Genomic DNA, 23,711 nt, shown 5'->3' with positions numbered 1-23,711 from the left:
GCGGTTACCGTGGCGGGCATGCCATCGCCCGCGATCGCCGCCCTGGAAGGCGCCCAGCTGCCGTACCGACTGGTCAGTCACGGCGCGGTCGGCAGCCTCGCGGAGGCCGCCGCAGTCCGGGGCGTGGCCATCCCCGACGTGGTCAAGACCATCGTGGTCCGCCGCGCTGCCGACGACCATCTGTTCGTGCTCACCCCCGGCGACCGGGTGGTCTCCTGGCCCAAGCTGCGCGCCCTGCTCGGGGTGCACCGACTCTCCATGCCGGACGCGGCGGGCGCCCTGGCCGCCACCGGCTACGAACGCGGCACCATCACCCCGTTCGGCGCGAGCACGGCCTGGCCGGTGATCGCCGACGAGCGACTGCGCGGCCGGGAGATCACCCTGGGCGCCGGTGAACGCGGCCTCGCCATCGCGGTCGACGCCGACGCCGCGATCACCGCCCTCGACGCCACCGTGGCCGACGTCACCGACCCGCAACCCACCCGCTGAACCTCGGCACCAACCACTGCCGACGTCGGTGGCGCGGCCTAGTGTTGGTCGCATGCCGAAAGCCGTCTGGAACGACCTGATCGTCGCCGAGAGCGACGACACCGTGCTGGTGGAGGGCAACCACTACTTCCCCCGCTCGGCCCTGCGCGACGACCTGATCCGGGAGTCCGCGACGCACACCGTCTGCCCGTGGAAGGGCACCGCCTCGTACTACACCCTCGAACACGAGGGCAGCACCAGCGAGGACGCGGTCTGGTATTACCCGGAGCCCAAGCCGGACGCCGAGATGGTGCGCGACCGGGTGGCGTTCTGGAAGGACGTCCGGGTCGTCGACTGACCCCGCCGGGCTGGCTACGGCGCGCCGCCGTGGGTGAGGATGGCGCCTATGTCCGCGCCCGAGGAACGCCCCGACCCCGCCGGCACCATCTACGGCGGTCGCCAGGCGCCCCGCCCCGGGCCGCTGGCCGATCCGCTGCTGCGGGTCGCGTTGGCGGTCGGGGTTGTCGGCGTACTCCTAGGGGTGGTCTTCGCCACCGGGCTGCTCGACGGTGACGACGAGCCGGCCGTGCCGGCGACGGTCGGCGCACCGTCCAGCGCGGCGGATCCCACCGGCCCGGCGGCCGAGCCGAGCCCGACCACGCCGGCCGAGCCGTCACCGAGCCCGTCGGCGAGCACCCCGGCCACCCCACCCACCGGGCCGAAGGTGCTGCGTGCCGCCTCGGGGCTCTGCCTCGGGCTCGACGGCGACGGCGAGAAGGCCGAGGCCGAGTTGGCCGCGTGCAGCGGCGGCCCGGAGCAGCAGTGGGTGTTCAGCCCGGCCGGCACGAACGTGCTGACGTTGACCAATGCCGCGCACGGGCAGTGCCTCGACGTCGAGGGCGGCAGTCGGGACGACGGCGCGCGGTTGCAGCAGTTCCCCTGTCACGGCGAGGCCAACCAGCAGTGGCGGCTCGGCGCGACCGGCACCGGCCCGGTGCTGCTGGTCGCGGCGCACAGCGACAAGTGCGCCCAGGCCGACGACGACGGCGTCGAAGCCGGCGACGAGATCCGGCAGCGGCCCTGCGACGGCCGGCCAGCCCAGCAGTGGACCCTGGGCTGACCGGCCGACCCATGCCGTCTCAGCCCCGGAAACTCCAGGCCCTGGGCGCGGTCGCGGCGGCCAGCACGGCCTCCGGCACCGGCCGGCCCGGTCGCCGGAGCAGCAGCAACGACAGCCCTGCGGCACCGATCGACAGGGCGCCCGCCACGTACCAGGCCATCGCGTAGTCGCCGAGCCGGTCCCGGACCAGCCCCGCACCGGTCGCGGCGACCGCCGCGCCGAGCTGGTGGGCGGCGAACACCCAGCCGAACACCACCGCTCCGGCGCCACCGAAGTATTCCCGGCACAACGCCACCGTCGGCGGCACGGTGGCCACCCAGTCCAGGCCGTAGAAGACGATGAACACCAGCATGCTCGGCTCGGCGGTGCCGGAGAACAGGCTCGGCAACACCAGCAGGGACGCCCCGCGCAGCGCGTAGTACATGCCGAGCAGCAACCGGCTGTCCACCCGGTCGGTTAGCCAGCCGGAGGCGATGGTCCCGACGATGTCGAAGAGCCCCACCAGCGCGAGCAGGCTGGCCGCGGTGGTCTGGGCCATGCCGTGGTCGTGCGCGGCCGGCACGAAATGCGTACCGACGAGTCCGTTGGTGGTCGCGCCGCAGATCGCGAACCCCCCGGCCAGCAGCCAGAACGGCCGGGTCCGGGCCGCGGTCGCCAGGGCACCCAGCGCCCGGGTCGCCGCGCCGCCGGTCGTCGGCGGCGCCGCGACGACCTCGGTCGCCCCGTAGGCGGGCAGGCCAAGATCCGCCGGGTGCTCCCGCAGCAACCACACCACCAGGGGTACGACCGCCAGCGCGGCTCCGGCCACGACGAGTGCGGCGGTACGCCAGCCGTGGTCACGGACTAGGATGGCGATCAGTGGCAGGAACACCAGCTGTCCGGCGGCCCCACCGGCGGTCAGCACTCCGGTGACCAGGCCCCTCCGGTGCACGAACCAGCGCCCGGTGATGGTGGCCACGAACGCCAGCGCCATCGAGCCGGTACCCAGCCCGACCAGGACACCCCAGCAGAGCAGCAGCTGCCAGCTGGCGCTCATGAAGACCGTCAGTCCGCTGCCCGCGGCGACCAGCAACAACGCCACCGAGACCACCCGGCGGATGCCGAACCGGTCCATCAGGGCAGCCGCGAACGGCGCGGTGAGCCCGTAGAGCAGCAGGTTGACGGAGACGGCCGCGGAAATCGTGGCCAGTGGCCAGCCGAACTCCTCGTGCAGCGGGTGCAGCAGCACCGACGGGGTGGCCCGGAAGCCGGCCGCGCCGACCAGCGCCACGAAGGCGACGGCGGCGACCAGCCAGGCGGGATGCAGGCGGCGGTTCTTGGTCACGCGACAAGTCTGGGCGGGGGCGGATCACGGCGACGAGTGGCCGGAAAGCCATCATGCGCAATAATCGGGCCATGACCGTCCGCCCGCACCGGATCGCCGTACTCGCCCTGGACCAGGTCGTCGGCCTGGACCTCGGCACCCCGTCGCAGGTCTTCAGCACCGCCCGGGCCGCCGACGAAACACACTTCTACGACGTCCGGGTGTGCACCCCGGGCGGGCGGCCGGTCCGCAGCACCGCCAGCTTCCAGGTGCTCCCCGACCATGGGATCGAGCTACTCGACACCGCCGACACGGTGATCGTCCCCGGCATCCACGACGGCAGTGCGTTGACCTCGGGCACCGTCGAGCCCGAGGTGGCCGAGGCGCTACGGACGGCGTACGAGCGGGGCGCCCGCATCATGTCGATCTGCACCGGGGCGTTCGTGCTGGCCGCCGCCGGGCTCCTCGACGGGCGTCGGGCGACCACCCACTGGGCGTACGCCGAGCAGTTCCGCCGCCTGCACGGCCGGGTGGACCTCGACCCGGGCGTGCTCTTCATCGCCGACGACCGGGTGCTCACCTCAGCCGGAGTCGCCGCCGGCATCGACCTCTGCCTGCACATCATCCGACTCGACCACGGCAGCGAGGTGGCCAACCGGGCGGCCCGCCGCTGCGTGATGCCGCCGTGGCGGGACGGCGGCCAGGCGCAGTACATCGAACGGCCGGTGCCGAAGGCCACCGACACCAGCACTGCGGGTGCCCGGGAGTGGGCGCGGCAGCGGTTGCACGAGCCGATCGCCCTGCGCGACCTCGCCGAGCAGGCGCGGGTGAGCGTGCGCACCTTCACCCGCCGCTTCCGGTCGGAGACCGGCCTGAGCCCGGCGCAGTGGCTGCTGCAACAGCGCACCGACCACGCGAGGCTGCTGCTGGAGACGACCGACCTCACCGTCGACCAGATCGCCCACCGCTCTGGTTTCGGCACCACCGCCGCCCTACGCCAACAGCTCCACCAACGCATCGGCGTAGCCCCGTCGACGTACCGCCGCACCTTCCACCCCCGCCCCGAGCGAATCGAAACCTGACCCCCTGCCCCCCCGCGCGCGATCTTGCACTTACGGTCGCCGCCTTGCCCCTTATGCCACCTTTGTCGCGACAGGAAGTGCAAGATCGCGGGGGCAGGGGCGGGGGTGGGGGCGGCGCGGGGGTCAGGGGCGGAGAAGGTGGAGTTGGGCCTGGTGCTTGGGTAGGTGGACTCGGGCGTGCAGGTCGAGGGTGCGTGACCAGGGCAACGGCTCGTCGACGATGAGGTCGAAGCCTTCGCGTAGGTGGGTCTCGACCGAGGTCTCCGCCGCCAGGCCGAGCCGGTCGACCAGCCCGCACAAGCGCTCGCTGGTTTCGTGCAGCAGAGCGGTCAGGCCGCGCAGACCGCCCTGCTCGGCGGCGAGCGCGTCGAGCTGCGGACGGTGGATGTCATCCAGGTCGTAGTAGGCGAACGTCGAACCGGCCAGCAGCGCCTCGGTGGCCTGGATCATCAGCTCGTCGTTGGCGACCAGATGCGCCACGATCTGCTCGGCACTGAGCTGACCCTCCGGAGCCGGACCGAACCCCCCGGCGTCGACCTCCCCGAACAACGCGCCATAAGCCCGCCGCAATCCCCCGCTCTCCATCCCCTCAGTCAACCCGCCCCACCCCCGCCCACCCCGTCGATCATGGAGTTGTGGTGCCCGGTTCACCCGGACGGGAGGCATTCGTCCCCCACCACAACTCCATGATCGGCGGGGGCGGGGGCGGGGGCGGGGGCGGGGGCGGGGAGGGGAGGGCGGGGGTGGGGGTCAGCGGCGGGGCTGGCGGGAGCGGAGGTAGTCGGAGACGACGTACTCGCCGAGGTCGTCGGTGTCGGGCGTGAACATGCGGCCTCGGCTGCGGCGGGCCACCGCGTCGATGAAGCGCCGCAGGCCCGGGTCGTCGCCGAGCATGAACAGGTTGAGCGTGGCGCCGTATCGGCTGAGCCGGTCCACCTCACGGACCGTCGCCTCGATCGTCTCCGGTAGCGGCGGCCAGTGGAACAGCGCCTCCCCGTCGTCCGGGTCCAGGTGGGCCGTCGGCTCCCCGTCGGTGACCACCAACACCACCGGCTCGGCGTCCGGGTGCCGGCGCAGGTGCCGACCCGCCAACCGCAGCGCGTGCTGAAGGTTCGTGCCCTGCTGCATGTCCGGCTCGATGGCGGCCAACTCCTGCTGGGTGAGCGTCGTCGCCTCCCGGCCGAAGCCCACGATCTGCAGAGCGTCCTGCGGGAAGCGCGTCTCCATCAGGTGCGCCAACGCAAGGGCCGTCTGCTTCATCGGCCCCCAACGACCCTGCGAGATCATCGAGTACGACAGGTCGACGCAGAGCACCACAGCGGCCGAGGCCCGCTTCTCGGTCTCCACCACCTCGAAGTCGTCCACCGCGAGTTGCACCGGAACCGTCGGTCCGGCCCGGCTGACCGCCCGGGTCAGCGTCCGGACCACGTCCAACGGTTGCTCGTCGCCGTACTCCCAGGGTCGGGACGCGCCGCTGACCTCGCCGGCGGCCCCCGCCGAGCGCAGGTCGTGCTGGCCGCGCGGCCCGGCGGTCAGATCGGCGAAGACCCGCCGCAGCGCGGTCCCGCCGAGCCGGCGCAGCGCCTTCGGGCTGAGCGTGAGGCCCTCCGCGTCCCGGCTCACCCAACCCTGCCGCCGCAGCTCCCGCTCCAGATCCCGGAGCCGGCGTACGTCGTCGGCCGCGTCGCGGCCCAGCGTGCGGGCCACCGCGTCGACGTCCACGTCGTCCAGGGTCGCCCCCGGGTGTTCCTGGTCGAGCTGGTCCAGCAGGTCGTCGAGCTCGCCGATCTCACCGAGCGCGCCGGCCGCGTCGGCGTAGTCCAGCGGCTGTTCGCCCCGGACCCGCTCGCCGCGCCCCCAGCGCAGATCGGGTCGCAGTGCCCGCAGGTTCGCGTCGAGCGCGGACAACTCCCCCGCGAGGCGGTCGCCGAGCGACTGCTGCATCAGACCGGCCAGCTCGGCGCGCTGCCGGTCGGAGAGCGAGTTCATCAGCCGCTCACCGGCCGCCGAGCGGCGGGCCAGTACGTCGATCAGCTCGTCGACGGTCGACGGCTTCTCCGGGAAGAAGTCGCCGTGTCTGCGCATGAACTCGGCGAACGCGTCGGTGGTGTCCTCCGCGCGGCCGTGCCGGGCCAGCAGGTCGTTCAGGTCGCCCATCATCTCGGCGAGGCGCCGCTGGACGGCCGGGTCGGCGGAGGCGCGCGCCGCGTCACGCAGCCCGGCGAACCGCTGACCGAGGACGTCGTCCCGGAGTTGGTCGAGGATCTGCTGGTACGAGCGGCGGGCGTCCTCGCTGGCCCACTGGTAGCCGGACAGCTCCTCCACCGCCCGCGCGGTCGAGCGGGGCAGGTTGTCCAGCACCGACTCGGCGAACCGCGCGTCGTCGTCCGCGCGGCCCCGCAGCTCGTCCCGCTCGGCGGCGAGGGCCTGGTCGAGCAGGGCCTGTGCCCTGGTCACCGCGCCATCCAGGTCACCCCGACGAAGCGCCTCCCGGCGCAGCCGTCGAGCCCGGGCGGCCAGGTCGTCCAGCCCACCCCGTCCCTGCGGGCCACGGCGCAGCAGGTCGCGCAGCGCCTCCCGCAGGCTGCCGCCGGCCAGCACCTCGGCGCCGACCGCGTCCACCGCCTCGCGCACGTCGTACGGGGGTGCGAGCGGGTCAGGCCCGCCGTTCCACTGCCCGTACCGGAACCGGTTGCCGGCCACGGTCAGCCCCGGCCGCCGTAGACGGTGCGCCCGGTATCCGTGACGTCCTTGCCGAGCCGGCGCGTCAGGTAGAGCCCTTCCAGCACGAACTCGACGGCGGCGGCCGCCTCCTCCGGGGTGGGCGCGTCGCCCAGGCCAAGCCGGTCGAGGACCTTCGCCAACCCGGGCACGGTGCCCACCTGGCGCAGCAGCTCGGCGGCGCCGACCAGCTCACCGGTCTCGATCGCCGCACCCTCCTCGACGAGAGCGGTGAAGCCGGACAGGTCCAGTCCGGCGAGGTGGGCCCGGAACGTCTCTGCGGTCGCGGTACGCAGCAGGTGGGCGAGAATCTCGATCTCCCGCCCCTCCTCGCCGCTCTCGAACTCCACCTTGCCGCGCAGGGTGCTGGTCACCGACACCGTGTCGCCGACCCGGGCCACCGCGGCCTCGCGGCGTTCCTCCGAGGTGCCGGAAGCGGCGAGCAGGCCGGCGCGACGCAGCGCGGCGCCGGCGACCGTCTCGGCGGCGGCGATGGCGAACCGGGCGGAGACACCGGAGCGCGGGTCCACCGACGGGGACTCCCGCACCGCACGGGCGAACCGGGCCAGAACCTCCAGGACATGTTCCGGCACCTCGGCGGCCAGGTCGGCCTCCTGCCGGATGAGCGCCAGCTCCAACTCCAGGTCGACCGGGTAGTGGGTGCGGATCTCCGCGCCGAACCGGTCCTTGAGCGGGGTGATGATCCGGCCCCGGTTGGTGTAGTCGTCCGGGTTGGCGCTGGCCACCAGGAGCAGGTCCAGCGGCAGCCGTAGCTGGTAGCCGCGGACCTGGATGTCCCGCTCCTCCAGCACGTTGAGCAGGGCCACCTGGATGCGCTCGGCCAGGTCGGGCAGCTCGTTGACGGCGAAGATGCCCCGGTTGGTGCGGGGCACCAACCCGAAGTGGATGGTCTCCGGGTCGCCGAGGGTGCGGCCCTGGGCGATCCGGATCGGGTCGACGTCACCGATCAGGTCGCCGACGCTGGTGTCCGGGGTGGCCAGCTTCTCGCCGTAGCGCATCGAGCGGTGCAGCCAGCCGACCGGCTGGTCGTCGCCGGCCTCGGCGACCTGGGCGCGGGACGCCGGGGTGAGCGGGTGCAGGGGGTGCTCGTTGAGCACCGAACCGGGGATGACCGGCGTCCACTCGTCGAGCAGCGCGCCGAGCGAGCGGATCAGTCGGGTCTTGCCCTGGCCGCGCTCGCCGAGCAGCACCATGTCGTGCCCGGCGAGCAGTGCCCGCTCGACCTCGGGCAGCACGCTGTCGTCGTAGCCGACGATGCCGGGGAAACGGGGCTCGCCGGAGCGCATCCGGGCCAGGAGGTTGTCGCGGAGTTCCTGCTTGACGGTGCGGTACTGGTGACCGGCCGCCCGTAGCGCGCCGAGCGTGCCGGGCAGGTCGGCCGGTGGAACCGGGTTTACCGGGGTAGGCGCAGTCACCCGACCCACGCTAGCTCACATTCGCCGGGGTGCCCCGGGCATCAGGGGCACCCCCACTACCACCCTCAGCCCCGGCGGCAGCGCCGGCAGGCTCCACGGCGGCGCAGGTGGTACGCGTAGGTGGCGGCGCCGAGCGCCACGCCCCACAGCGGCCAGAGCAGCATCGGCGCCCCGGTCATGCTGAATCCGCCGGTCAGCCGCCAGAACTCCGGGTTGCTGAGCAGCCCCAGTGAGGCCGCGGTCACCGCGATGGCGACCAGGGTGGCCGGCACCACGGCCAGCTTCACCGGCACCCGACGGCCGGCGAGCCCGGGCATCCAGCGCGGGAACCGCTCGCCCCAGCGCTGCACCAGGCCGAGGGTGAGGATCGCGCCGACGGTGGCGAACGCGCCCAGCCCGAACCCGGCCCAGACCAGCCCGGTGTCCTGCATCTCGGTCAGGAACTCCCGGGAGATGCCGAGTGGGATGCCGGCCGCCCAGGCGAACCGGGTCAACGCGTACGTCAACGGAATGGCTGCGGCGATGAAGGCGGCCCACCGGCCCCAGCACGTGGCGGCGGCCGGGGTGGTCCAACCCCGGCCGGTGTCGGCGCGGCCGCAGCCGACGCAGGCCCCGGCGGTACGGCGTTGCCAGGCGAGCACCGCCCCGACCAACAGCAGCCCGCCGGCCAGCGCCGCGAACCGGCCGAACAGCGCCCAGTTGAAGAGGTCGGAGTAGTCGACCGGCGGCCAGCCGAACGGCGCCCCGACGATCAGTATCGGCAGGTAGCCGAGCATGAGCAGCACCCGGACATCCGGCACGACCATGACGAGCACGAACGCGACCGCCCAGCCGTAGCCGGCGAGCAGTGCCCGCAGCGGGCCGGGCGGGCGCGCCGCCGGACGGCTCATGGCCAGGGCGGCCACCGCTGCGGTGAGCAGTACGCCGGCGAAGAGCGGGGTGGACACCTCCACCGGCACGAGGCGGAGCAGGCTGACGTCGCCGCCGTGGTGGTCGTTCGCGCCGAACGGGTAGCCGGCGCCGGTGAGCGTGCTGAGCAGGGCGAGTACGCCCCACAGGCCGAGCCAACCGGCGGCCAGCGGGGCGAGCCGGTCCGGCCAACGTGAGTCGGTACGGGGTGGGGAGGCAGTGACCGTTGTCATGCTCTCAGCCTCGGCCCGCGGGCGGTCGGTGCCCTCCCGGGCGACGGTGAACCGGCTCCCCCACACGCGGGACCGGTCAGCCGGCCGGGGTGACGAAGCCGGACTCGTAGGCGGCGATGACCGCCTGGGTGCGGTCGCGGACGCCCAGCTTGGCCAGCACGTTCCCGACGTGCGTCTTGACCGTCTCCACCCCGACCACCAGGTGCGCGGCAATCTCCGGGTTGGACCTGCCGGTGGTCATCAACCGCAGCACCTCCGCCTCCCGCTCGGTGAGCCGGGCGGCACGCAGCCGGTCGCCGCCGACCGGCCCGTACGCCCCGACCAGCTGGCGGATCGCGGCCGGGAAGAGCAGTGACTCCCCCGCCGCGACCACCCGGACCGCCTCCACCACCTCGGCGGGCCGAGCCCGTTTGAGCAGGAAGCCGGACGCGCCGGCGCGCAGCGCCTCGTAGACGTACTCGTCGTTGGCGAACGTGGTCACCACCAGCACCCGGGGCGGGTCGGCGGAGGTGGCCAGCAGATGCCGGGTGGCCTGGATGCCGTCGATGCCGGGCATCCGCACGTCCATCAGGACCACGTCGGGCCGGTGCCGGGCGACCAGCGGCGGCACCTCGGCGCCGTCGGCGGCCTCGGCGAGCACGCACAGGTCCGGTTGGGCGTCGATGATGGCCCGCAGCCCGATCCGGATCAGTTCGTCGTCGTCGACGATGAGCACGCCGGTGGTCATCGTGTCGTCTCCTCGTACGGCAGGCGGGCCCGGATCAGCCACCGGTCGCCGTCCGGGCCGACGGTGAGCCGGCCGCCGAGCAGCAGCACCCGCTCACGCATGCCGTCGAGACCCCGGCCACCTCGGGTCGGGTCTGTGCGATCGGGTGGGCCCACCGCGTTGACCAGCTCCAACTCCAGTGCCCCCGGGTGCAGGTCCAGTCGCAGCGTCACCGGCCCGTGGCCGTACCGGGCGGCGTTGGTCAGTCCTTCCTGGACGATCCGGTAGCCCTCCCGGGAGACGGCCGCGGGCACTCGCGCCGGGTCGCCCACGCGATGCGCGTGCACCGCCAGCCCGGCCGCGCGGGCGTCGGTGACCAACCGGTCCAGGTCGTCGAGGGTACGCTGCGGCGCCACCGCCGGCCGGTCGCTGCTGGTCTCCCGGAGCAGCCCGAGCACGTGGTCCAGCTCGTCCATGGCGGTCCGTCCGGTCTCCTCGATGGCGCTGAGCGCCCGCCGGACGAACTCCGGGTCGGTGTCGAGAACCTCGCGGGCGGCCCCGGCCTGAAGGGTGGCCACGGTCAGCGCGTGGCCGACCGAGTCGTGCAGCTCCCGGGCCAGCCGGTTGCGTTCGGCGAGCCGGGTGGCCTGCGCTTCGAGGGCGGCGATCCGCTCCGCCGGAGCCGGGCCGAGCAGCACCGGCGCCATCGACACGGCGAGCGCGCCGAGCCCGGCGACGGCGTAGCCGAGGCCGACAAGCAGGGCCACCCCGGTCAGGGTCAACCAGCCGCTGTCCCGCCCGTCCAGCGGGCCGAACTGTTCCCGGCTGGTCAGCTCGGCGCCGACGCCGAACTGCTGGGCGATGAAGGCCAGCGCCATCGGCAGGGCGCTGAACAGCGCGGTCATCACCAGCCCGCCGACGATGAGGTGGGTGGCGATCCAGAGCGCGCTGCGCAGCCGGGTCTCCCGGTCGCCGCGGTGCCCCGGCGCGGGTTCGGGCAGGTCGACGCCGAGCAACGCCCGTACGGCGGCGACCTCCAGAGCCCGGCTGCCGTCGAGCAGCAGCGGCACCACGGCGATCAGCAGCGCGATCACCAGCAGGGCGTACACCAGTGGGCGGGGGATCGCCGAGTCGGCGATCAGTTGGGCGAAGGTCACCGCGAGCAGCCCGTACGGCAGTGCCAGCACCCCGCCCAGCAGCAGGAACACGCCGCGTCGCCAGGTGGAGCCGGCAACCAGTGGGGCCAGCGCCGCTCGGAGGGTCACCTCGTCATTGTGCTGCCGGGATCGGCCTGCGTGACTCCCCCGTGCCGGGGAGATCTCAGCGGTGGTCGGCGACGTACTGCTGTGGGTCCTTGTCGCGGAACGGCAGGTCGCGGCCGTTCTTGTGCTCGCCGTAGAAGGTCAGCCAGCGTTGGCCGAGCTCGGCGCGGAGTTCGGTGCTGGCGTGCCGGCGGAAGTCGGGCAGCGCCTCGTCCTCCTCCTCGGCCAGGTGCTCGCTGTTCTCCCGGCGGGCCGTGCCGACCGCCGCCCACCACTGCTCCGAGCCGACCGGGTGCAGCTTGGCCTCGGCGATGGCGTCCCGGATCTTGTTGTGGTCGCCGATCGCGTCGGCGGTCTCGTCCTCGCCGTCGTCGCCGTGCTTGACCAGGTGCGGGTAGAGGATCGCCTCCTCGGCCTCGGCGTGGATGTCCAGGTGCAGGGCGAGGGCGTCCCAGATGGCGAGCATCTCCTGCTCGTCGCGGGCGTCGTCGAGGCGGGCGAAGCCGCGCCGGAAGGCGGCGTGGTCGTCCAGGATCAGTGCGGTGATGTCGTCCACTGTGCTCACTTTCCCGTTGTGCTGGCGAACCGGGCACGCACCATCGCGGGCATCGCGGCGAGTCCGGTGACCGGGCGGAAGCGTTTCGCGGCCTCGGCGAGCGCGGCGTACTCGTCGTCGGCGAGGTCGATGTCCGCGGCGGCGGCGTTGCGTTCCATCTGCTCCACCCCGGACGCGCCGGGGATGGCGAGCACGTTCGGGTGACGCAGCAGGTAGGCCAGCGCGATCTGACTGGCGGTGGCGTCATGGGCGTCGGCGACCTGGCGCAGGGTGTCGATCAGAACCGCTCCACGTTCCAGATTTTCCGGCAGGAAGTACGGGTTGGCCCGCCGGACCGCTCCCGTCGGCGGGTTCTTCGCGTCGTAGCGGCCGGAGAGGAAGCCCTGCGCCAGCGGGCTGTACGCGATGACCACCCGGCCGGCCTGTCGCGCGTAGGGCAGCAGGTCCTGCTCGGGTGCGCGGTCCAGCATGCTGTAGCGGACCTGGTTGCTGAGCACCCGCCGGCCGAGCGCCGCCTCAGCGACCTGCCAGCGGCGCAGCCCGTAGTTGCTCACCCCGACCTCGGCGACCAACCCGACGTCCTGCAACGCCCGCATGCCGCGCATGGTGGTGTGGTCGGCGACCAGCGGGTTGGGCGAGTGCACCTGGTAGAGGTCGATGCTGGTGACGCCGAGCCGGGCCGCCGAGGCGACCGCCCGCTGCTGCACCACCGCGGCCACCGGCAGCACCGGGAAGATCTTGGTGGCGACCACCACCTTGGGCCGGTCCTCGCCGAGGGCCGCGCCGAGGATCCGTTCGCTGCGCCCGAAGCCGTAGATCTCGGCGCTGTCGAAGACCGTCACGCCCAACTCCACGGCCCGCCGGACGATCTGCGCGGCCTGCTTCTCGAAGTCCGGGCCGTACCCCCATTCCCGGGAGCCGAACTGCCAGGTGCCCAGCCCGATCTTGGACAGCGGTTTGGGCGTGTCGAGCGCAATGAAACGCATGGCGTCGAAGCTACCCCGATGTCCGGGTTCGTACGCACGATCTCGCCCAGGCGAACTCAGGGTTAGGCTCATGATCGTGACCTATCGCGCTGCGGATGACCGCTACGACACCATGACTTACCGGCGCAGTGGGCGCAGTGGCCTGCGGTTGCCGGCGATCTCCCTCGGGCTCTGGCACAACTTCGGTCCCGACCGCCCCTTCGAACGGCAGCGCGACATCGTGCGCCGCGCCTTCGACCTGGGTGTCACCCACTTCGACCTGGCCAACAACTACGGCCCTCCGCCCGGTGCGGCCGAGGAGAACTTCGGCCGGCTGCTCGCCACCGACCTGAAGCCGTACCGGGACGAGCTGGTCATCTCCAGCAAGGCCGGCTATCTGATGTGGCCCGGCCCGTACGGCGAGTGGGGCTCCCGCAAGAACCTGATCTCGTCGCTGGACCAGTCGCTGGGCCGGATGGGGCTGGACTACGTCGACATCTTCTACTCGCACCGGTTCGACCCGGACACCCCGCTGGAGGAGACGATGGGCGCCCTGGACGCCATCGTCCGCTCCGGTAAGGCGCTCTACGTCGGCATCTCGAACTACAACTCCGAGCAGACCGCGCGGGCCGCCGAGATCCTGCGCGAGCTGGGTACGCCGCTGCTGATCAACCAGCCGTCGTACTCGATGCTCAACCGCTGGACCGAGTCCGACGGCCTGCTCGACGCGCTGGAGCAGGCCGGCGCCGGCTGCATCGCGTACAGCCCGTTGGCCCAGGGCCTGCTGACCGACCGCTACCTCGGCGGCATCCCGGCCGACTCGCGGGTGCGCACCAGCGTCTTCCTCAACGAGAGTGACCTCAGCGAGGAGAAGATGGCCACCATCCGAGGGCTTGGCGCGGTCGCCGAGCGGCGCGGCCAGTCGTTGGCGCAACTGGCGCTGGCCTGGGCGCTGCGCGACCCACGGATGACCAGCCTGATCATCGGGGCGAGCAGCGTCGAGCAGTTGGAGACGAACATCGCCGCGCTCGACAACCTCGACTTCACCGCCGACGAGTTGGCCGAGATCGAGCGGCACCTGGGCTGAGCCCGACCGGGCTCCGGGCGGGTCAGGTCACCAGATCCGGCGCCGCCCGGCCCGGTGGTTGCGTACCTCGCACTGCCGGCCCACGGGCGCGGCGACGGCGACGCTGCGGCGACGCCGGCCCGCACCGATCAGCAGCACCAGGACCAGCACGACGGCAGCGCCGGCCAGCACCGGCCACCGGCCGCCGAGGTCGGTCACCGACGCCACGGGAACGCCCGGGTCAGCCGTCGCCGCCACCGCCGGGTCGGTGGTGGCGGGCCCACTCGCGGCGGTACGCGGGACAGCCGGCGCGCTCTTCGCCGCGGCGGCTTTCGGCGGGGTGGCCGTGGCCTTGGCGCCGCTCGCCGGGCGGAACACCACGTCCGAGCAGGAGTAGTAGGTGTCCGGGGTGTTCGAGTTCTGCCAGATCGTGTAGATGAGGTGCCGGCCGTCGCGGCCCGTCGGCAGTCGGCCCGCCAGCTGGTACGCCCCGGTCCGCACCGGCGGGTCGGTCAACGTCAGAAATGGGCGCGCTTCCAGATCCGCCCAGGTCAGCGGTGCTTGTGGGTCGTAGTCGGGCCGGGTGACGTAGAGCCGGAAGGTGCCCCGGTGCTGGATGGTGGTCCTGTACCGAAATGTGAACTTCGCACCCGTGGTCAGCTCGGTGGACGGCCAGTCGGTCCGGGGCAGGTCCAGCCCCCGATACGCGGACAACCCGCCGCTGCACAACTCACCGTTCGGGATCCGTTCCCGGTCCCGGCCGTTGATCGCGGCCACCCGGACGTTGTCCCATTCGCGGACTGCCGCTCCCGCCTGGACCGCCGCTCGGCAGGCGCTGGTAGCCGCGTACCGGCCCTCAGGTCCGCAGGCCGCCGCCCGGCTGATCGGGTCGGTCGGGGCGCCGTGAGCGGCGGCGGGCGTGGCGGTCAGAGGCACGGTCGCGGCAGCGACCAGCACCGTGGCGAGGAGCCGGCGTACGGGCATGAGGATGACCTCCGCCCACTGGTACGGCCGGCGGGCGTCAAAGGTTCGACGACGGCCGGCGGGAATCCGGTGGGTGGGTGGAGCGTTTCGATACTCGGAACCGCTGAGACCCAGGAGGCAGCCATGAAGGTACGTAGCTCGTTGCGTGCACTGAAGCAGAAGCCGGGTTCGGTGGTGGTCCGCCGTCGCGGCCGGGTGGTCGTGGTGAACCGCGCCAACCCGCAGTGGAAGAGCCGCCAGGGCTGACACAGCCCTTAACAGACATATAGTCGCAAAACGCCCCGACCGGATTGCTCCGGTCGGGGCGTTTTGCTGTCCAGCCCAGATGGAAAACTTACGTACATCTATGGCTTGCCGGTGTTGGCGATGACAGTTACCGTCGGCCGCAGAGGCGAAGGGCACGCTTCCACGCTGCACTCGACCCGCGCCGGCCGCTGAAGCGGCACGGGCAGCATGGCTGGTCACTCCGGGCACCCTGGTTGGCATTCGCATTCGCACGCCGCCGGGTCAGGCTGACCGCCCGCCTCCCGGGAGCCACGGCGACCACACACTCCCCGGATCCAGCGGGACGGCACAGGCCGCCTGTCGTCCGGTCCCCCATCACCACAGGCGCCACCATGGCGAGGAGTTCCCTGATGATCTCGAAACACATCCGAAAGGCACACCGACGGGTCGCCCTCGTCGCCGGTGCGGTGGCCACGCTCCTGGTGGCCGGCACGATGGTCGCCGGCAACGCCCAGGCGGCAGCGGGCTGCCAGGTGGCGTACACCGCACCGTCGCAGTGGCAGGGCGGCTTCACCGCCGACGTGAAGGTCACCAACCTCGGCGACGCGATCAACGGCTGGAGCCTCACCTGGACGTTCCCGTCCGGCCAGCGGGTCACCCAGGCGTGGAACGCGACGGTCACCTCGTCGGGCGACCAGGTCACGGCGAGGAACGTGAGCTACAACGCGGCCATCGCGACGAACGCGACGGTCTCCTTCGGCTTCAACGGGTCGTGGTCGGGCAGCAACACCGCACCGACGTCGTTCGCCCTCAACGGGGTCACGTGCACGGGGAGTGTGGGCGGTACGCCGACCCCGACCCCCACCGAGCCCCCGTCGCCGACCCCGACCACATCCCCGTCGCCGGGCGGCGGCGACGCGATGGCGACGGTGGCGGCGATGCAGCCCGGCTGGAACCTGGGCAACACCCTGGACGCCATCCCGGACGAGACCGCGTGGGGCAATCCCCTGGTCACCCAGGCACTGTTGCGCCAGGTGCGCTCGCAGGGCTACAGGAGCATCCGGATACCGGTGACCTGGAGCAACCACCACGGGCCGGCACCGGCCTACACGATCGACGCGGTCTGGTTGGCCCGCGTCCGTCAGGTGGTGGACTGGGCACTGGCGGAGGACCTCTACGTGATGGTCAACCTGCACCACGACTCCTGGCAGTGGATCAACGGCTATCCCGGTGACCGCACGAACGTCATGAACCGCTACACCGCTCTGTGGACCCAGATCGCCACCACGTTCCGCGGCCACTCGTCGAAGCTCGTGTTCGAGAACATCAACGAACCGCAGTTCACCGGCACGTCCGGAGACGCCCAGAGCGACGAGGTGCTGCGCGAACTCACCGTCGCGTTCGTCCGCCTCGTCCGCCAGTCCGGCGGGAACAACGCCACCCGGCTGCTCGTGCTGCCCACCCTGAACACCAACTCCAACCAGAGCCAACTCGACGCGCTGGCGACCACGATCAGCCAACTACGCGACACCAACATCGCGGCGACCGTCCACTTCTACGGATATTGGCCGTTCAGCGTCAACATCGCCGGCGGCACCCGCTACGACGCCACCGTCGAGCAGGACATGGTCGACGGCTTCAACCGGGTACGCGACACCTTCGTCGCCCGGGGCATCCCCGTGATCATCGGCGAGTGGGCCCTGCTCAGCTACGACTACACCCGGCCCGGCATCATCGAGCGGGGCGAGTTGCTCAAGTTCTTCGAGGCCGTCGCCTACCAGGCCCGGACCAGGAAACTCACCACGTTCCTCTGGGACGCCGGGTCGTTCCTCAACCGCAACGACCTGCAGTGGCGGGACCCCGGCCTGTACGCGCTGATGAAGTCGAGCTGGACCACCCGCTCCGCGACCGCGTCGTCGGACCAGATCTACGTACCTCGTACCGGCACCATCACCAGCAAGTCCCTCACCCTGAACCTCAATGGGGCTTCGTTCCAGAGCCTGCGGCAGGGCAGCACCGTCCTGACCAACGGCAGCGACTACACCGTCTCCGGCAACACGCTGACCCTGACCAGCGCGGCGGTGACCCGTCTGGTCGGCAACCGCGCCGCGGGCGTCAACGCCAACCTCGAAGCGCACTTCTCGCAGGGCGTGCCGTGGCCCATCAGCATCATCTCCTACGACCCACCGACCCAGTCTGCGGTGACCGGCACCACCAGCTCGTTCGTCATCCCCACCCAGTTCCGCGGTGACCAGCTCGCCACCATGGAGGCCAGGTACGCCGACGGCAGCGCCGCCGGACCGGCCAACTGGACGACGTACAAGGAGTTCTGGAGCAACTTCCAGCCCGACTACGGCGCGAACACCATCATCCTGAAGCCGGAGTTCTTCGCCGAGGTCAGGGACGGCACGGTCACCCTCACGTTCCACTTCTGGAGCGGCACGCAGATCACGTACCGCCTGACGAAGTCCGGGACGTCGGTCACCGGCGGCGCTGGCTGACGAAACAGGGAACGACAAGCAGCGGCCCGGTTGAGATCATCAACCGGGCCGCTTACCTGCGTTACACAAGGGTGGAGCCGAGGGGACTCGAACCCCTGACCCCCACACTGCCAGTGTGGTGCGCTACCAGCTGCGCCACGGCCCCTTGCTTGCTGTTGTCCCCGGTCTCCCGGGCACTGGGAAACTATACACAGACCGGCCGGCATGGTCATCTCGCGGGGTCCCCCGCCGAGCCAGGTCAGTTGAGCGCCACGTCCGGCGGGAAGTGGGCGACGGCGGCCATCATCCCGCCCTGCCGACGCAGCACCATCGGCCACAGGTCGTCGGGCCGTTCGACGAAGGCGTCACCGGGCAGCCCGTCCAGCACGAACCAGGAGCCGTCGGCGATCTCCTGCTCCAACTGGCCGCTGCCCCAGCCGGAGTAGCCGGCGAAGACCCGGATGCCGCCGATGCTCTCCCGCAGCCGCTCCGGGTCGACGGAGAGGTCGATCGTGCCGACCGCTCCGGAGACCTGGTGGAAGCCCTTCAACCGGCGCATCGGGTGCCGCATGCGGGCCAGGCAGATGGCCGAGTCGGGCTGCACCGGGCCGCCCTCGAAGAGCACCGCCGGGTGGCGGGCCAGGTCACTCCAGTCGCCGAGCACCTCGGCCACCGGCACCTCGGTGGCCCGGTTCAGCACCACGCCGAGCGCGCCGCCCGGTTCGTGAGCGACCAGCAGCACCACCGTACGGTCGAAGTTCGGGTCCTTGAGCGCCGGAGTCGCGACCAGCAGCCGCCCGGTCATCGCCTCCATCGCTCGTCCGCCGATCGCCTGGCCCTCTCCCTGCATCCCACACACCCGTCAACCGTGAGCCCGCGCCGGGGATCGGTCATCTACCGGATCCGCCCGGTGTGCCGGGATCAACCGAGCTGTCAACGCCATGCCTGGCACCATAGCCTGCGTCCTGGGTGCTGGCTAAGGTCTGACCGGCGGGTGATCAGACAGTTAAGACGGAGGGTCGATGGCACCGACGGCGGACATCGCGGTGATCGGTGGGTCGGGCCTGTACGCCCTCCTCGACGGCACCACCCATGAGCTGGAAACCCCGTACGGGCTGCCGTCGGACGCGGTGACCATCGCCGAGGTGGCCGGGCGGCGGGTCGCGTTCCTGCCCCGGCACGGCCGGGATCACCGGTATCCGCCACACCTGATCCCCTACCGGGCCAACCTGTGGGCGCTGCGCTCCCTCGGCGTACGCCAGGTGCTGGCACCGTGCGCGGTCGGTGGGCTCCGCCCGGAGCTGGGCCCGGGCACGTTCGTGGTGCCGGACCAGCTGATCGACCGGACCAGCGGCCGGGCGCAGACCTACTACGACGAGGGCGCCGTGCACGTGCCGTTCGCCGACCCGTACTGCCCGAACGGCCGGCGGGCCCTGCTCGCGGCAGCGGCTGGTCGGGACGTCACGGCCGTGGACGGCGGGACGGTGGTGGTGGTCGAGGGCCCACGGTTCTCCACTCGGGCCGAGTCCCGCTGGTATGCCTCGATCGGCGGCACTGTCGTCAATATGACTGGTCACCCGGAGGCGGTGCTCGCCCGGGAGTTGGCCCTCTGCTACTCCTCGATCGCGTTGATCACCGACCTGGACGCCGGGGTGCAGGTTGGCGACTCGGTGACCCAGGACGAGGTGTTCCGGGTCTTCGCGGCCAACACCGATCGACTGCGGGGCGTCCTGCTGGATGCGCTGGCGGCGCTCCCTGCCGCGCGGGACTGCGTGTGCGGCCAGGCGCTGGACGGCATCACTCTGCCCTTCCCGCTGCCGTGAGCTGATCCGGGTTCTGTCCGCCCGACGGTCCGGGGCTTTGTCCGCCCGACGGTCCGGGGCTTTGTCCGCCCGACGGTCCGGGCCACCGACGGCTGGGAAACGCCCGAAAGGTCCGTCACATCCCGATAGATTCGGCTGATCGGGAGGGCGACCGCGGTCGTCCCTGCCCGCGACACGGAGGCGGGTGGCGATGGCAACGGTCCGGGACGCGACGTACGACGTGCTCCGCACCCTCGGCATGACCACCGTCTTCGGCAACCCCGGCTCCACCGAGGAGCCGTTCCTGCAGGACTTCCCCGCCGACTTCCACTACGTCCACGCGCTGCAGGAGGCGACGGCGGTCGCGATGGCTGACGGCTACGCGCAGGCCAGCGGCACTGCGGCCCACGTCAACCTGCACACCGCCCCGGGCACCGGCAACGGTATGGGCAACCTGGTCACCGCCTGGCACAACAAGACCCCGCTGATCGTCACCGCCGGCCAGCAGACCCGCGAGATGCTGCTGCTCGAACCGCGGCTGGCCAGCCGCCGGCCCACCGAGCTTCCTCAGCCGTACGTCAAGTGGGCCTACGAGCCGACCAGGGCGCAGGACATCCCCGGGGCGGTGCTGCGGGCGTACGCGACGGCGGTGCAGCCACCGGCCGGGCCGGTCTTCCTCTCCCTGCCGATGGACGACTGGGCCCAGCCGGCCGACCCGCCGCCCGCGCCGCGTTCGGTGGCCACCCGGTTCGCACCGGACCCGCAGCGGCTGGACGAGTTCGCCCGGGTCCTGGCCGGCAGCCACAACCCCGTCCTGGTGTACGGGCCGGGGGTGGACCGCTCCGGCAGTTGGCCGAGCGCGGTCGCGTTGGCCGAGCGGTTGGCCGCGCCGGTCTGGGCGGCCCCCGCAACCGAGCGGGCCGTGTTCCCGGAGGACCACCCGCACTTTCGCGGCGTGCTGCCGTACGCCATCGGTCCGCTGGCCGAGGCACTGCGTGGACATGACACGGTGCTGGTCATCGGTGCCCCGGTGTTCCGCTACTACCCGTACGTACCGGGCGAGCATCTACCCGACGGCACCCGGCTGCTGCACGTCACGGACGACCCCGACGAGGCCGCGCGCGCCCCGGTCGGGGACAGCCTGCTGGGCGATCCCGGGCTGACCCTGACCGCGCTGGTCGAGCGGGTGCCACCGGCCGACCGGCCGCCGCCCGCGCACCGGGACGCACCGGCACCGCCGGAGGTCACCAACCCACTGAGCGCCGACGCCCTGTTCGCCGCGCTGGCCGCGCACTGGCCGGCGGACGGCGTGCTGGTCCAGGAGTCACCGTCCAATCTGTCCGCGCTGCGTCGGCAGCTGCGGATCAACCGCCCGGCGTCGTACTTCACGATGGCCAGCGGCGGTCTCGGCTACGGCCTGCCGGCCGCGATCGGGATGGCACTCGCCGAGCGGGACAGCGGTCGTGGCCGTCCGGTGGTGGCGGTGGTCGGCGACGGCTCGTTCCACTACTCGGTGCAGGCGCTGTGGACCGCCGCGCGCCTGTCACTGCCGGTGGTGGTCGTCGTCCCGGTCAATCAGCAGTACGCGATCCTCAAGGCGTTCGCCGAGCTGAAGGAAACTCCCGGGGTGCCCGGCCTGGACCTGCCGGGTCTGGACATCATCGCGATCGCGGCCGGCTACGGCTGCGCCACCGAGGTGGTGGAAACCCCCGACCAGCTCGGTGCGGCACTCGCCACCGGGCTGCGCGCCGACCGGCCCACCGTGCTGCCGGTGCCGATCAGCACGGACGTTCCCAGCATCCTCTGAGCCGACCCCGTCAGCGCGGGGCGATCGACAGTGGGGCACCGGTGGAGACATCGAGCACCGGCCGGGCACCCAGTGGTGCCCTGAGGGTGACGGTGGCCGGCTCCAGCTTGAGCAAGTCGATGCAGGCGCCGGTAGCCCGGGTGACGCTGCCACCGACCACAACGACGTCCGGCCCTTCCCACACCAGCGGCGTGATTCCGGTGTCGCAGGCACCGACGCCGAGCCGCACGGTCAACCGGGCACCGTCGACCGCCGCGAGGTCCTGGGCGGCCACCAGACCGTCCGGCAGCGGCCGGGCCGGCGCGGTGGGTTCGGGGACCGGCGCGACCGCCGTCGGCGCGACGGCGAGCCGGACCACCGGGGTGGCCAGCTCCTTGATGGTGAACAGCCAGGCCGGGACCTGCGCCTCACCTCGGCTCGTACGGACCGGCACGGTGTCGAACGTGACTCCGGTGACGGTGAGCGGAAGGCAGGCGGTCTGCGTTGTGCTGGTGGCCCAGCCATCCGGCCCTGGTTCGACGCTGGGGCCGCCGGGGGTCGGCAGGCCGGGCCGCTTCGGCCGTCCCGGGCAGGGCAGCGGGTCACCCTGGTGGAGCTGCCGGTACGCCTCGGCGGCGCTGACCAACGGCAGCGTCAGCCGGCCGTCCGGGAAGCGGATCTCACCCATGACCCGCATGGGCGAGATCCCGACCTGCTCGCGGTACCACCCGGCCCGGAAGGCCGCCTCGGTGTCCGCAGTGAAGCGTGGGTCACCGGTGAACACGGTCGGCCCCTCCAGGGGGACATACCCCGTGCGCCAGTCGGGGCCGGGCCGCCACGCCTCGGCCACCTGGGTGGCCCGCTGGTCGAACTCCTCCGCGCGGTGGGTCGGGTCGCTCGGCCCGCCGGCCGGATCGGCACGGGTCGGGGCGCAGCCCGCCGCGAACAGCAACGGAAGTACGAGCAGCAGGGCCGGTCGACGCATGCACGGTTCGACGTGGCCGCCGACCCCCCGGTTCCCGGCCTGGGCTCAGGTCTCGCCACCCAGATCCGTCTGGTACGCCTCCCAGAGCAGGTCGGCGCCGCGCCGCCGATGCCGGGCCAACCTCCGCAGCAGGTGTCGGGCCCGATGCCGCACCTCGTCGGGGTGCGCCTCGGGCTGCTCGGCGATCTGCTGAACCGCCAGGATCGCGGCGACGATCGCCGCGTGCTCCCGGGTCAACAGCCGCACGCCGTGGTCCAGCCGCGGCGACTGGGTGAGCAGCTCCCGGTAGAGGCCGGCGGGGCCTTCGGTGACCTGGACGTGCTCCGCGAAGCCACGCCCCACGGGACGCAGCCGGAGCAGGACCCCTTCGCGCCAGCGCGGCTCGGCGCTGTCGACGGCAACGGCCCGACCGAGCGCGTGCACGTCACCCGCGAGCCCGGCGGGGTGCGGCTCACCGGGCAGCCCGATGGAACGCGGCTCGCTGGACTGCGGATCGGCGGGGAGCCTGGCCGGGTGCGGGTGCGCGGCGCTCGGCCGGACGACGAGTGACGGCTGCTGGACCGGACCGGCGACCATGGCACCTCCCGCGCTGCGCTGCTACCCCATACCGCGATGGTGAGCCTGCGCGCCCGCTCTGTCCAGGGCCGGAACCAGCCTCATCTGCCCCAATAGCCCCAATAGCCTCGCAGACCCCACTGGACCGCCCGATCAGATGCCCAGCGGGTGCTCCGCCAGGCGGTGCAGTTGGGCGGCGACGGCGTGCGCGTCACCGTCCCGCCCGCCGACCGGTCGGCCTGTGGTGATCGCGTCGGCCAGCGCCCGCAGCTCGGACGGGGGCAGGCTGTGCAGGCCAATGCCACGTAACGGGATGGTGACCCGCCGCCCACTCTCCTGGTCGGTCGCGATGATGATCGGCACCCGCTGTCCACGCGCCGGAGAGTCGTCCCCCGCCTCGCGATACGACACCGCGCCGGCGTCGATCCGGGCCGTGGCGAGGTCGACGGTGCGGGTACGCAACGCACCCCGTACCCGCGCCCGGCTTCCGTCCAGCCAGGCGGCCGTGCGGAGCACCTGCAGCACGAGGTAGACGCCGAGCAGGACGAATGGCAGGCCGCACAGCCCGATGAACGGACCGGGGCCGGGCTGGCCCCAGCCGTCCCGTAGCTCCGGCGGCAGCATTCCTGGCGGCAGGTCGCGAGCCTCCTCATAGGAGGGGAACGAGTCACCCGGGCCGGTCAGCCCGCGCAGCAGCCCGCCGGCGATCAGGGGCAGCGCCACGAACGCCGCACCAACGGTCGCGATGAAGACGCCGAACAGCACCGCCACGACGCGCTGGCCGGGTGACGCGCCGACCGACAGGCGCAGCTCCTGGTTGCTCACAGGGGGCAGCGTAGGCGAGCCAGACCGCCAGCAGCGTCCCGCGCACCCGGCGATGAGGTGCCGCAGGCGGCTCTCAGCGACCACCGAGGGCTCTTGCGGCGGCGAGGGGAAGCCGCCGTCCTCGGCCGTCGGCCCGCCCGGCTCGGCAGCCGCGGGAGGACCGGTGCGGGAGGGAGTACGGGTACGAGGCCCCGCACACAACGAAGCGCCCCGGCTGGTGGGCCGGGGCGCTTCGTTCGAGG

Annotated in this window: 23 protein-coding genes and 1 tRNA gene; 9 read left to right on the top strand and 15 right to left on the bottom strand. The window is 72.4% G+C overall.

Translation table 11 applies throughout. The features are described from left to right. The first annotated feature begins 18 nt into the window (after positions 1–18). Genes PCA76_RS05285 through PCA76_RS05275 form a run of 3 tightly spaced genes read left to right on the top strand, consistent with a single transcriptional unit; the run spans position 19 to position 1,588 of the window. The gene (locus PCA76_RS05285) at positions 19–489 is read left to right on the top strand and encodes an aminoacyl-tRNA deacylase (protein ID WP_272615696.1); all 471 of its coding nucleotides are present in this window, start codon (positions 19–21) and stop codon (positions 487–489) included. A 52-nt stretch (positions 490–541) separates the two neighbouring features. Further along, positions 542–826, top strand: a complete 285-nt coding sequence (locus PCA76_RS05280) for a DUF427 domain-containing protein (protein WP_272615694.1) — start codon at positions 542–544, stop codon at positions 824–826. 48 nt (positions 827–874) lie between these two features. Further along, the gene (locus PCA76_RS05275) at positions 875–1,588 is read left to right on the top strand and encodes an RICIN domain-containing protein (protein ID WP_272615687.1); all 714 of its coding nucleotides are present in this window, start codon (positions 875–877) and stop codon (positions 1,586–1,588) included. Positions 1,589–1,607: 19 nt separating this feature from the next. Here the strand turns inward: PCA76_RS05275 and PCA76_RS05270 are convergent, their stop codons facing one another. Next, the gene (locus tag PCA76_RS05270) at positions 1,608–2,912 is read right to left on the bottom strand and encodes an MFS transporter (RefSeq protein ID WP_272615686.1); all 1,305 of its coding nucleotides are present in this window, start codon (positions 2,910–2,912) and stop codon (positions 1,608–1,610) included. A 71-nt stretch (positions 2,913–2,983) separates the two neighbouring features. Here PCA76_RS05270 and PCA76_RS05265 point away from each other — a divergent pair, with 71 nt between their 5' ends. Next, complete coding sequence (locus PCA76_RS05265; RefSeq protein ID WP_442930200.1) at positions 2,984–3,973, top strand: GlxA family transcriptional regulator; 990 nt, start codon at positions 2,984–2,986, stop codon at positions 3,971–3,973. 123 nt (positions 3,974–4,096) lie between these two features. Here PCA76_RS05265 and PCA76_RS05260 read toward each other — a convergent pair whose 3' ends face one another. The 8 genes from PCA76_RS05260 to PCA76_RS05225 form a co-directional block, all read right to left on the bottom strand. Then, the gene (locus tag PCA76_RS05260) at positions 4,097–4,558 is read right to left on the bottom strand and encodes a hypothetical protein (RefSeq protein WP_272615684.1); all 462 of its coding nucleotides are present in this window, start codon (positions 4,556–4,558) and stop codon (positions 4,097–4,099) included. A 165-nt stretch (positions 4,559–4,723) separates the two neighbouring features. Further along, on the bottom strand, positions 4,724–6,676 hold the full coding sequence (locus PCA76_RS05255; protein WP_272615683.1) for a vWA domain-containing protein: 1,953 nt from the start codon (positions 6,674–6,676) through the stop codon (positions 4,724–4,726). A gap of 2 nt (positions 6,677–6,678) precedes the next feature. Beyond that, positions 6,679–8,139, bottom strand: coding sequence for a sigma 54-interacting transcriptional regulator (locus tag PCA76_RS05250; protein WP_272615682.1), 1,461 nt, complete (start codon positions 8,137–8,139; stop codon positions 6,679–6,681). 56 nt (positions 8,140–8,195) lie between these two features. Beyond that, the gene (locus PCA76_RS05245; protein WP_272615681.1) at positions 8,196–9,272 is read right to left on the bottom strand and encodes a hypothetical protein; all 1,077 of its coding nucleotides are present in this window, start codon (positions 9,270–9,272) and stop codon (positions 8,196–8,198) included. A 76-nt stretch (positions 9,273–9,348) separates the two neighbouring features. Beyond that, positions 9,349–9,999 (bottom strand): response regulator transcription factor, encoded by a 651-nt coding sequence (locus PCA76_RS05240; protein ID WP_272615680.1) that lies wholly within the window; start codon positions 9,997–9,999, stop codon positions 9,349–9,351. After that, positions 9,996–11,243, bottom strand: a complete 1,248-nt coding sequence (locus tag PCA76_RS05235; protein ID WP_272615679.1) for a histidine kinase — start codon at positions 11,241–11,243, stop codon at positions 9,996–9,998. Before PCA76_RS05235 ends, PCA76_RS05240 begins: the two co-directional genes overlap by 4 nt. A 55-nt stretch (positions 11,244–11,298) precedes the next feature. Continuing rightward, the gene (locus tag PCA76_RS05230) at positions 11,299–11,805 is read right to left on the bottom strand and encodes a hemerythrin domain-containing protein (RefSeq protein ID WP_272615677.1); all 507 of its coding nucleotides are present in this window, start codon (positions 11,803–11,805) and stop codon (positions 11,299–11,301) included. Beyond that, the gene (locus PCA76_RS05225; protein ID WP_272615676.1) at positions 11,802–12,782 is read right to left on the bottom strand and encodes an aldo/keto reductase; all 981 of its coding nucleotides are present in this window, start codon (positions 12,780–12,782) and stop codon (positions 11,802–11,804) included. Before PCA76_RS05225 ends, PCA76_RS05230 begins: the two co-directional genes overlap by 4 nt. 70 nt (positions 12,783–12,852) lie before the next feature. On the opposite strand from PCA76_RS05225, the gene mgrA reads away from it, so the two are divergent. Beyond that, positions 12,853–13,848: an L-glyceraldehyde 3-phosphate reductase gene (gene mgrA / locus PCA76_RS05220; protein ID WP_272615674.1), complete on the top strand. Its 996-nt coding sequence runs from the start codon at positions 12,853–12,855 to the stop codon at positions 13,846–13,848. A gap of 27 nt (positions 13,849–13,875) precedes the next feature. On the opposite strand, the gene PCA76_RS05215 is transcribed toward mgrA, so the two are convergent. Further along, positions 13,876–14,811: a lytic polysaccharide monooxygenase auxiliary activity family 9 protein gene (locus PCA76_RS05215; protein WP_272615672.1), complete on the bottom strand. Its 936-nt coding sequence runs from the start codon at positions 14,809–14,811 to the stop codon at positions 13,876–13,878. A 123-nt stretch (positions 14,812–14,934) separates the two neighbouring features. Here PCA76_RS05215 and PCA76_RS05210 point away from each other — a divergent pair, with 123 nt between their 5' ends. Both PCA76_RS05210 and PCA76_RS05205 read left to right on the top strand, forming a co-directional pair. Further along, positions 14,935–15,057: a 50S ribosomal protein L36 gene (locus tag PCA76_RS05210; RefSeq protein ID WP_030490864.1), complete on the top strand. Its 123-nt coding sequence runs from the start codon at positions 14,935–14,937 to the stop codon at positions 15,055–15,057. 389 nt (positions 15,058–15,446) lie between these two features. Then, entirely contained in the window at positions 15,447–17,537 is a 2,091-nt protein-coding gene (locus tag PCA76_RS05205) for a cellulase family glycosylhydrolase (protein ID WP_272615670.1), read from the top strand. Positions 17,538–17,609: 72 nt separating this feature from the next. Here PCA76_RS05205 and PCA76_RS05200 read toward each other — a convergent pair. Continuing rightward, positions 17,610–17,682: transfer RNA gene (locus PCA76_RS05200), tRNA-Ala, on the bottom strand. Positions 17,683–17,775: 93 nt separating this feature from the next. Beyond that, complete coding sequence (locus tag PCA76_RS05195; RefSeq protein WP_272615668.1) at positions 17,776–18,366, bottom strand: YqgE/AlgH family protein; 591 nt, start codon at positions 18,364–18,366, stop codon at positions 17,776–17,778. A 172-nt stretch (positions 18,367–18,538) separates the two neighbouring features. On the opposite strand from PCA76_RS05195, the gene PCA76_RS05190 reads away from it, so the two are divergent. Together PCA76_RS05190 and mdlC are read left to right on the top strand one after the other, a co-directional pair. Beyond that, positions 18,539–19,339, top strand: a complete 801-nt coding sequence (locus PCA76_RS05190) for an S-methyl-5'-thioadenosine phosphorylase (RefSeq protein WP_272615667.1) — start codon at positions 18,539–18,541, stop codon at positions 19,337–19,339. Positions 19,340–19,529: 190 nt separating this feature from the next. Then, positions 19,530–21,125, top strand: coding sequence for a benzoylformate decarboxylase (mdlC, locus tag PCA76_RS05185; protein ID WP_272615666.1), 1,596 nt, complete (start codon positions 19,530–19,532; stop codon positions 21,123–21,125). Positions 21,126–21,135: 10 nt separating this feature from the next. On the opposite strand, the gene PCA76_RS05180 is transcribed toward mdlC, so the two are convergent. The 3 genes from PCA76_RS05180 to PCA76_RS05170 form a co-directional block, all read right to left on the bottom strand. Continuing rightward, positions 21,136–22,089: a hypothetical protein gene (locus PCA76_RS05180; RefSeq protein ID WP_272615663.1), complete on the bottom strand. Its 954-nt coding sequence runs from the start codon at positions 22,087–22,089 to the stop codon at positions 21,136–21,138. A gap of 45 nt (positions 22,090–22,134) precedes the next feature. After that, entirely contained in the window at positions 22,135–22,665 is a 531-nt protein-coding gene (locus PCA76_RS05175) for a hypothetical protein (protein WP_272615662.1), read from the bottom strand. 132 nt (positions 22,666–22,797) lie between these two features. Next, positions 22,798–23,469, bottom strand: coding sequence for a hypothetical protein (locus tag PCA76_RS05170; RefSeq protein WP_272615661.1), 672 nt, complete (start codon positions 23,467–23,469; stop codon positions 22,798–22,800). Positions 23,470–23,711 lie beyond the last annotated feature (242 nt).

The organism is Micromonospora sp. LH3U1, assembly GCF_028475105.1.
GTDB lineage: Bacteria > Actinomycetota > Actinomycetes > Mycobacteriales > Micromonosporaceae > Micromonospora.
The sequence above is the reverse complement of the archived record's forward strand: the minus strand, read 5'-3'. Positions and strand labels throughout refer to the sequence as shown.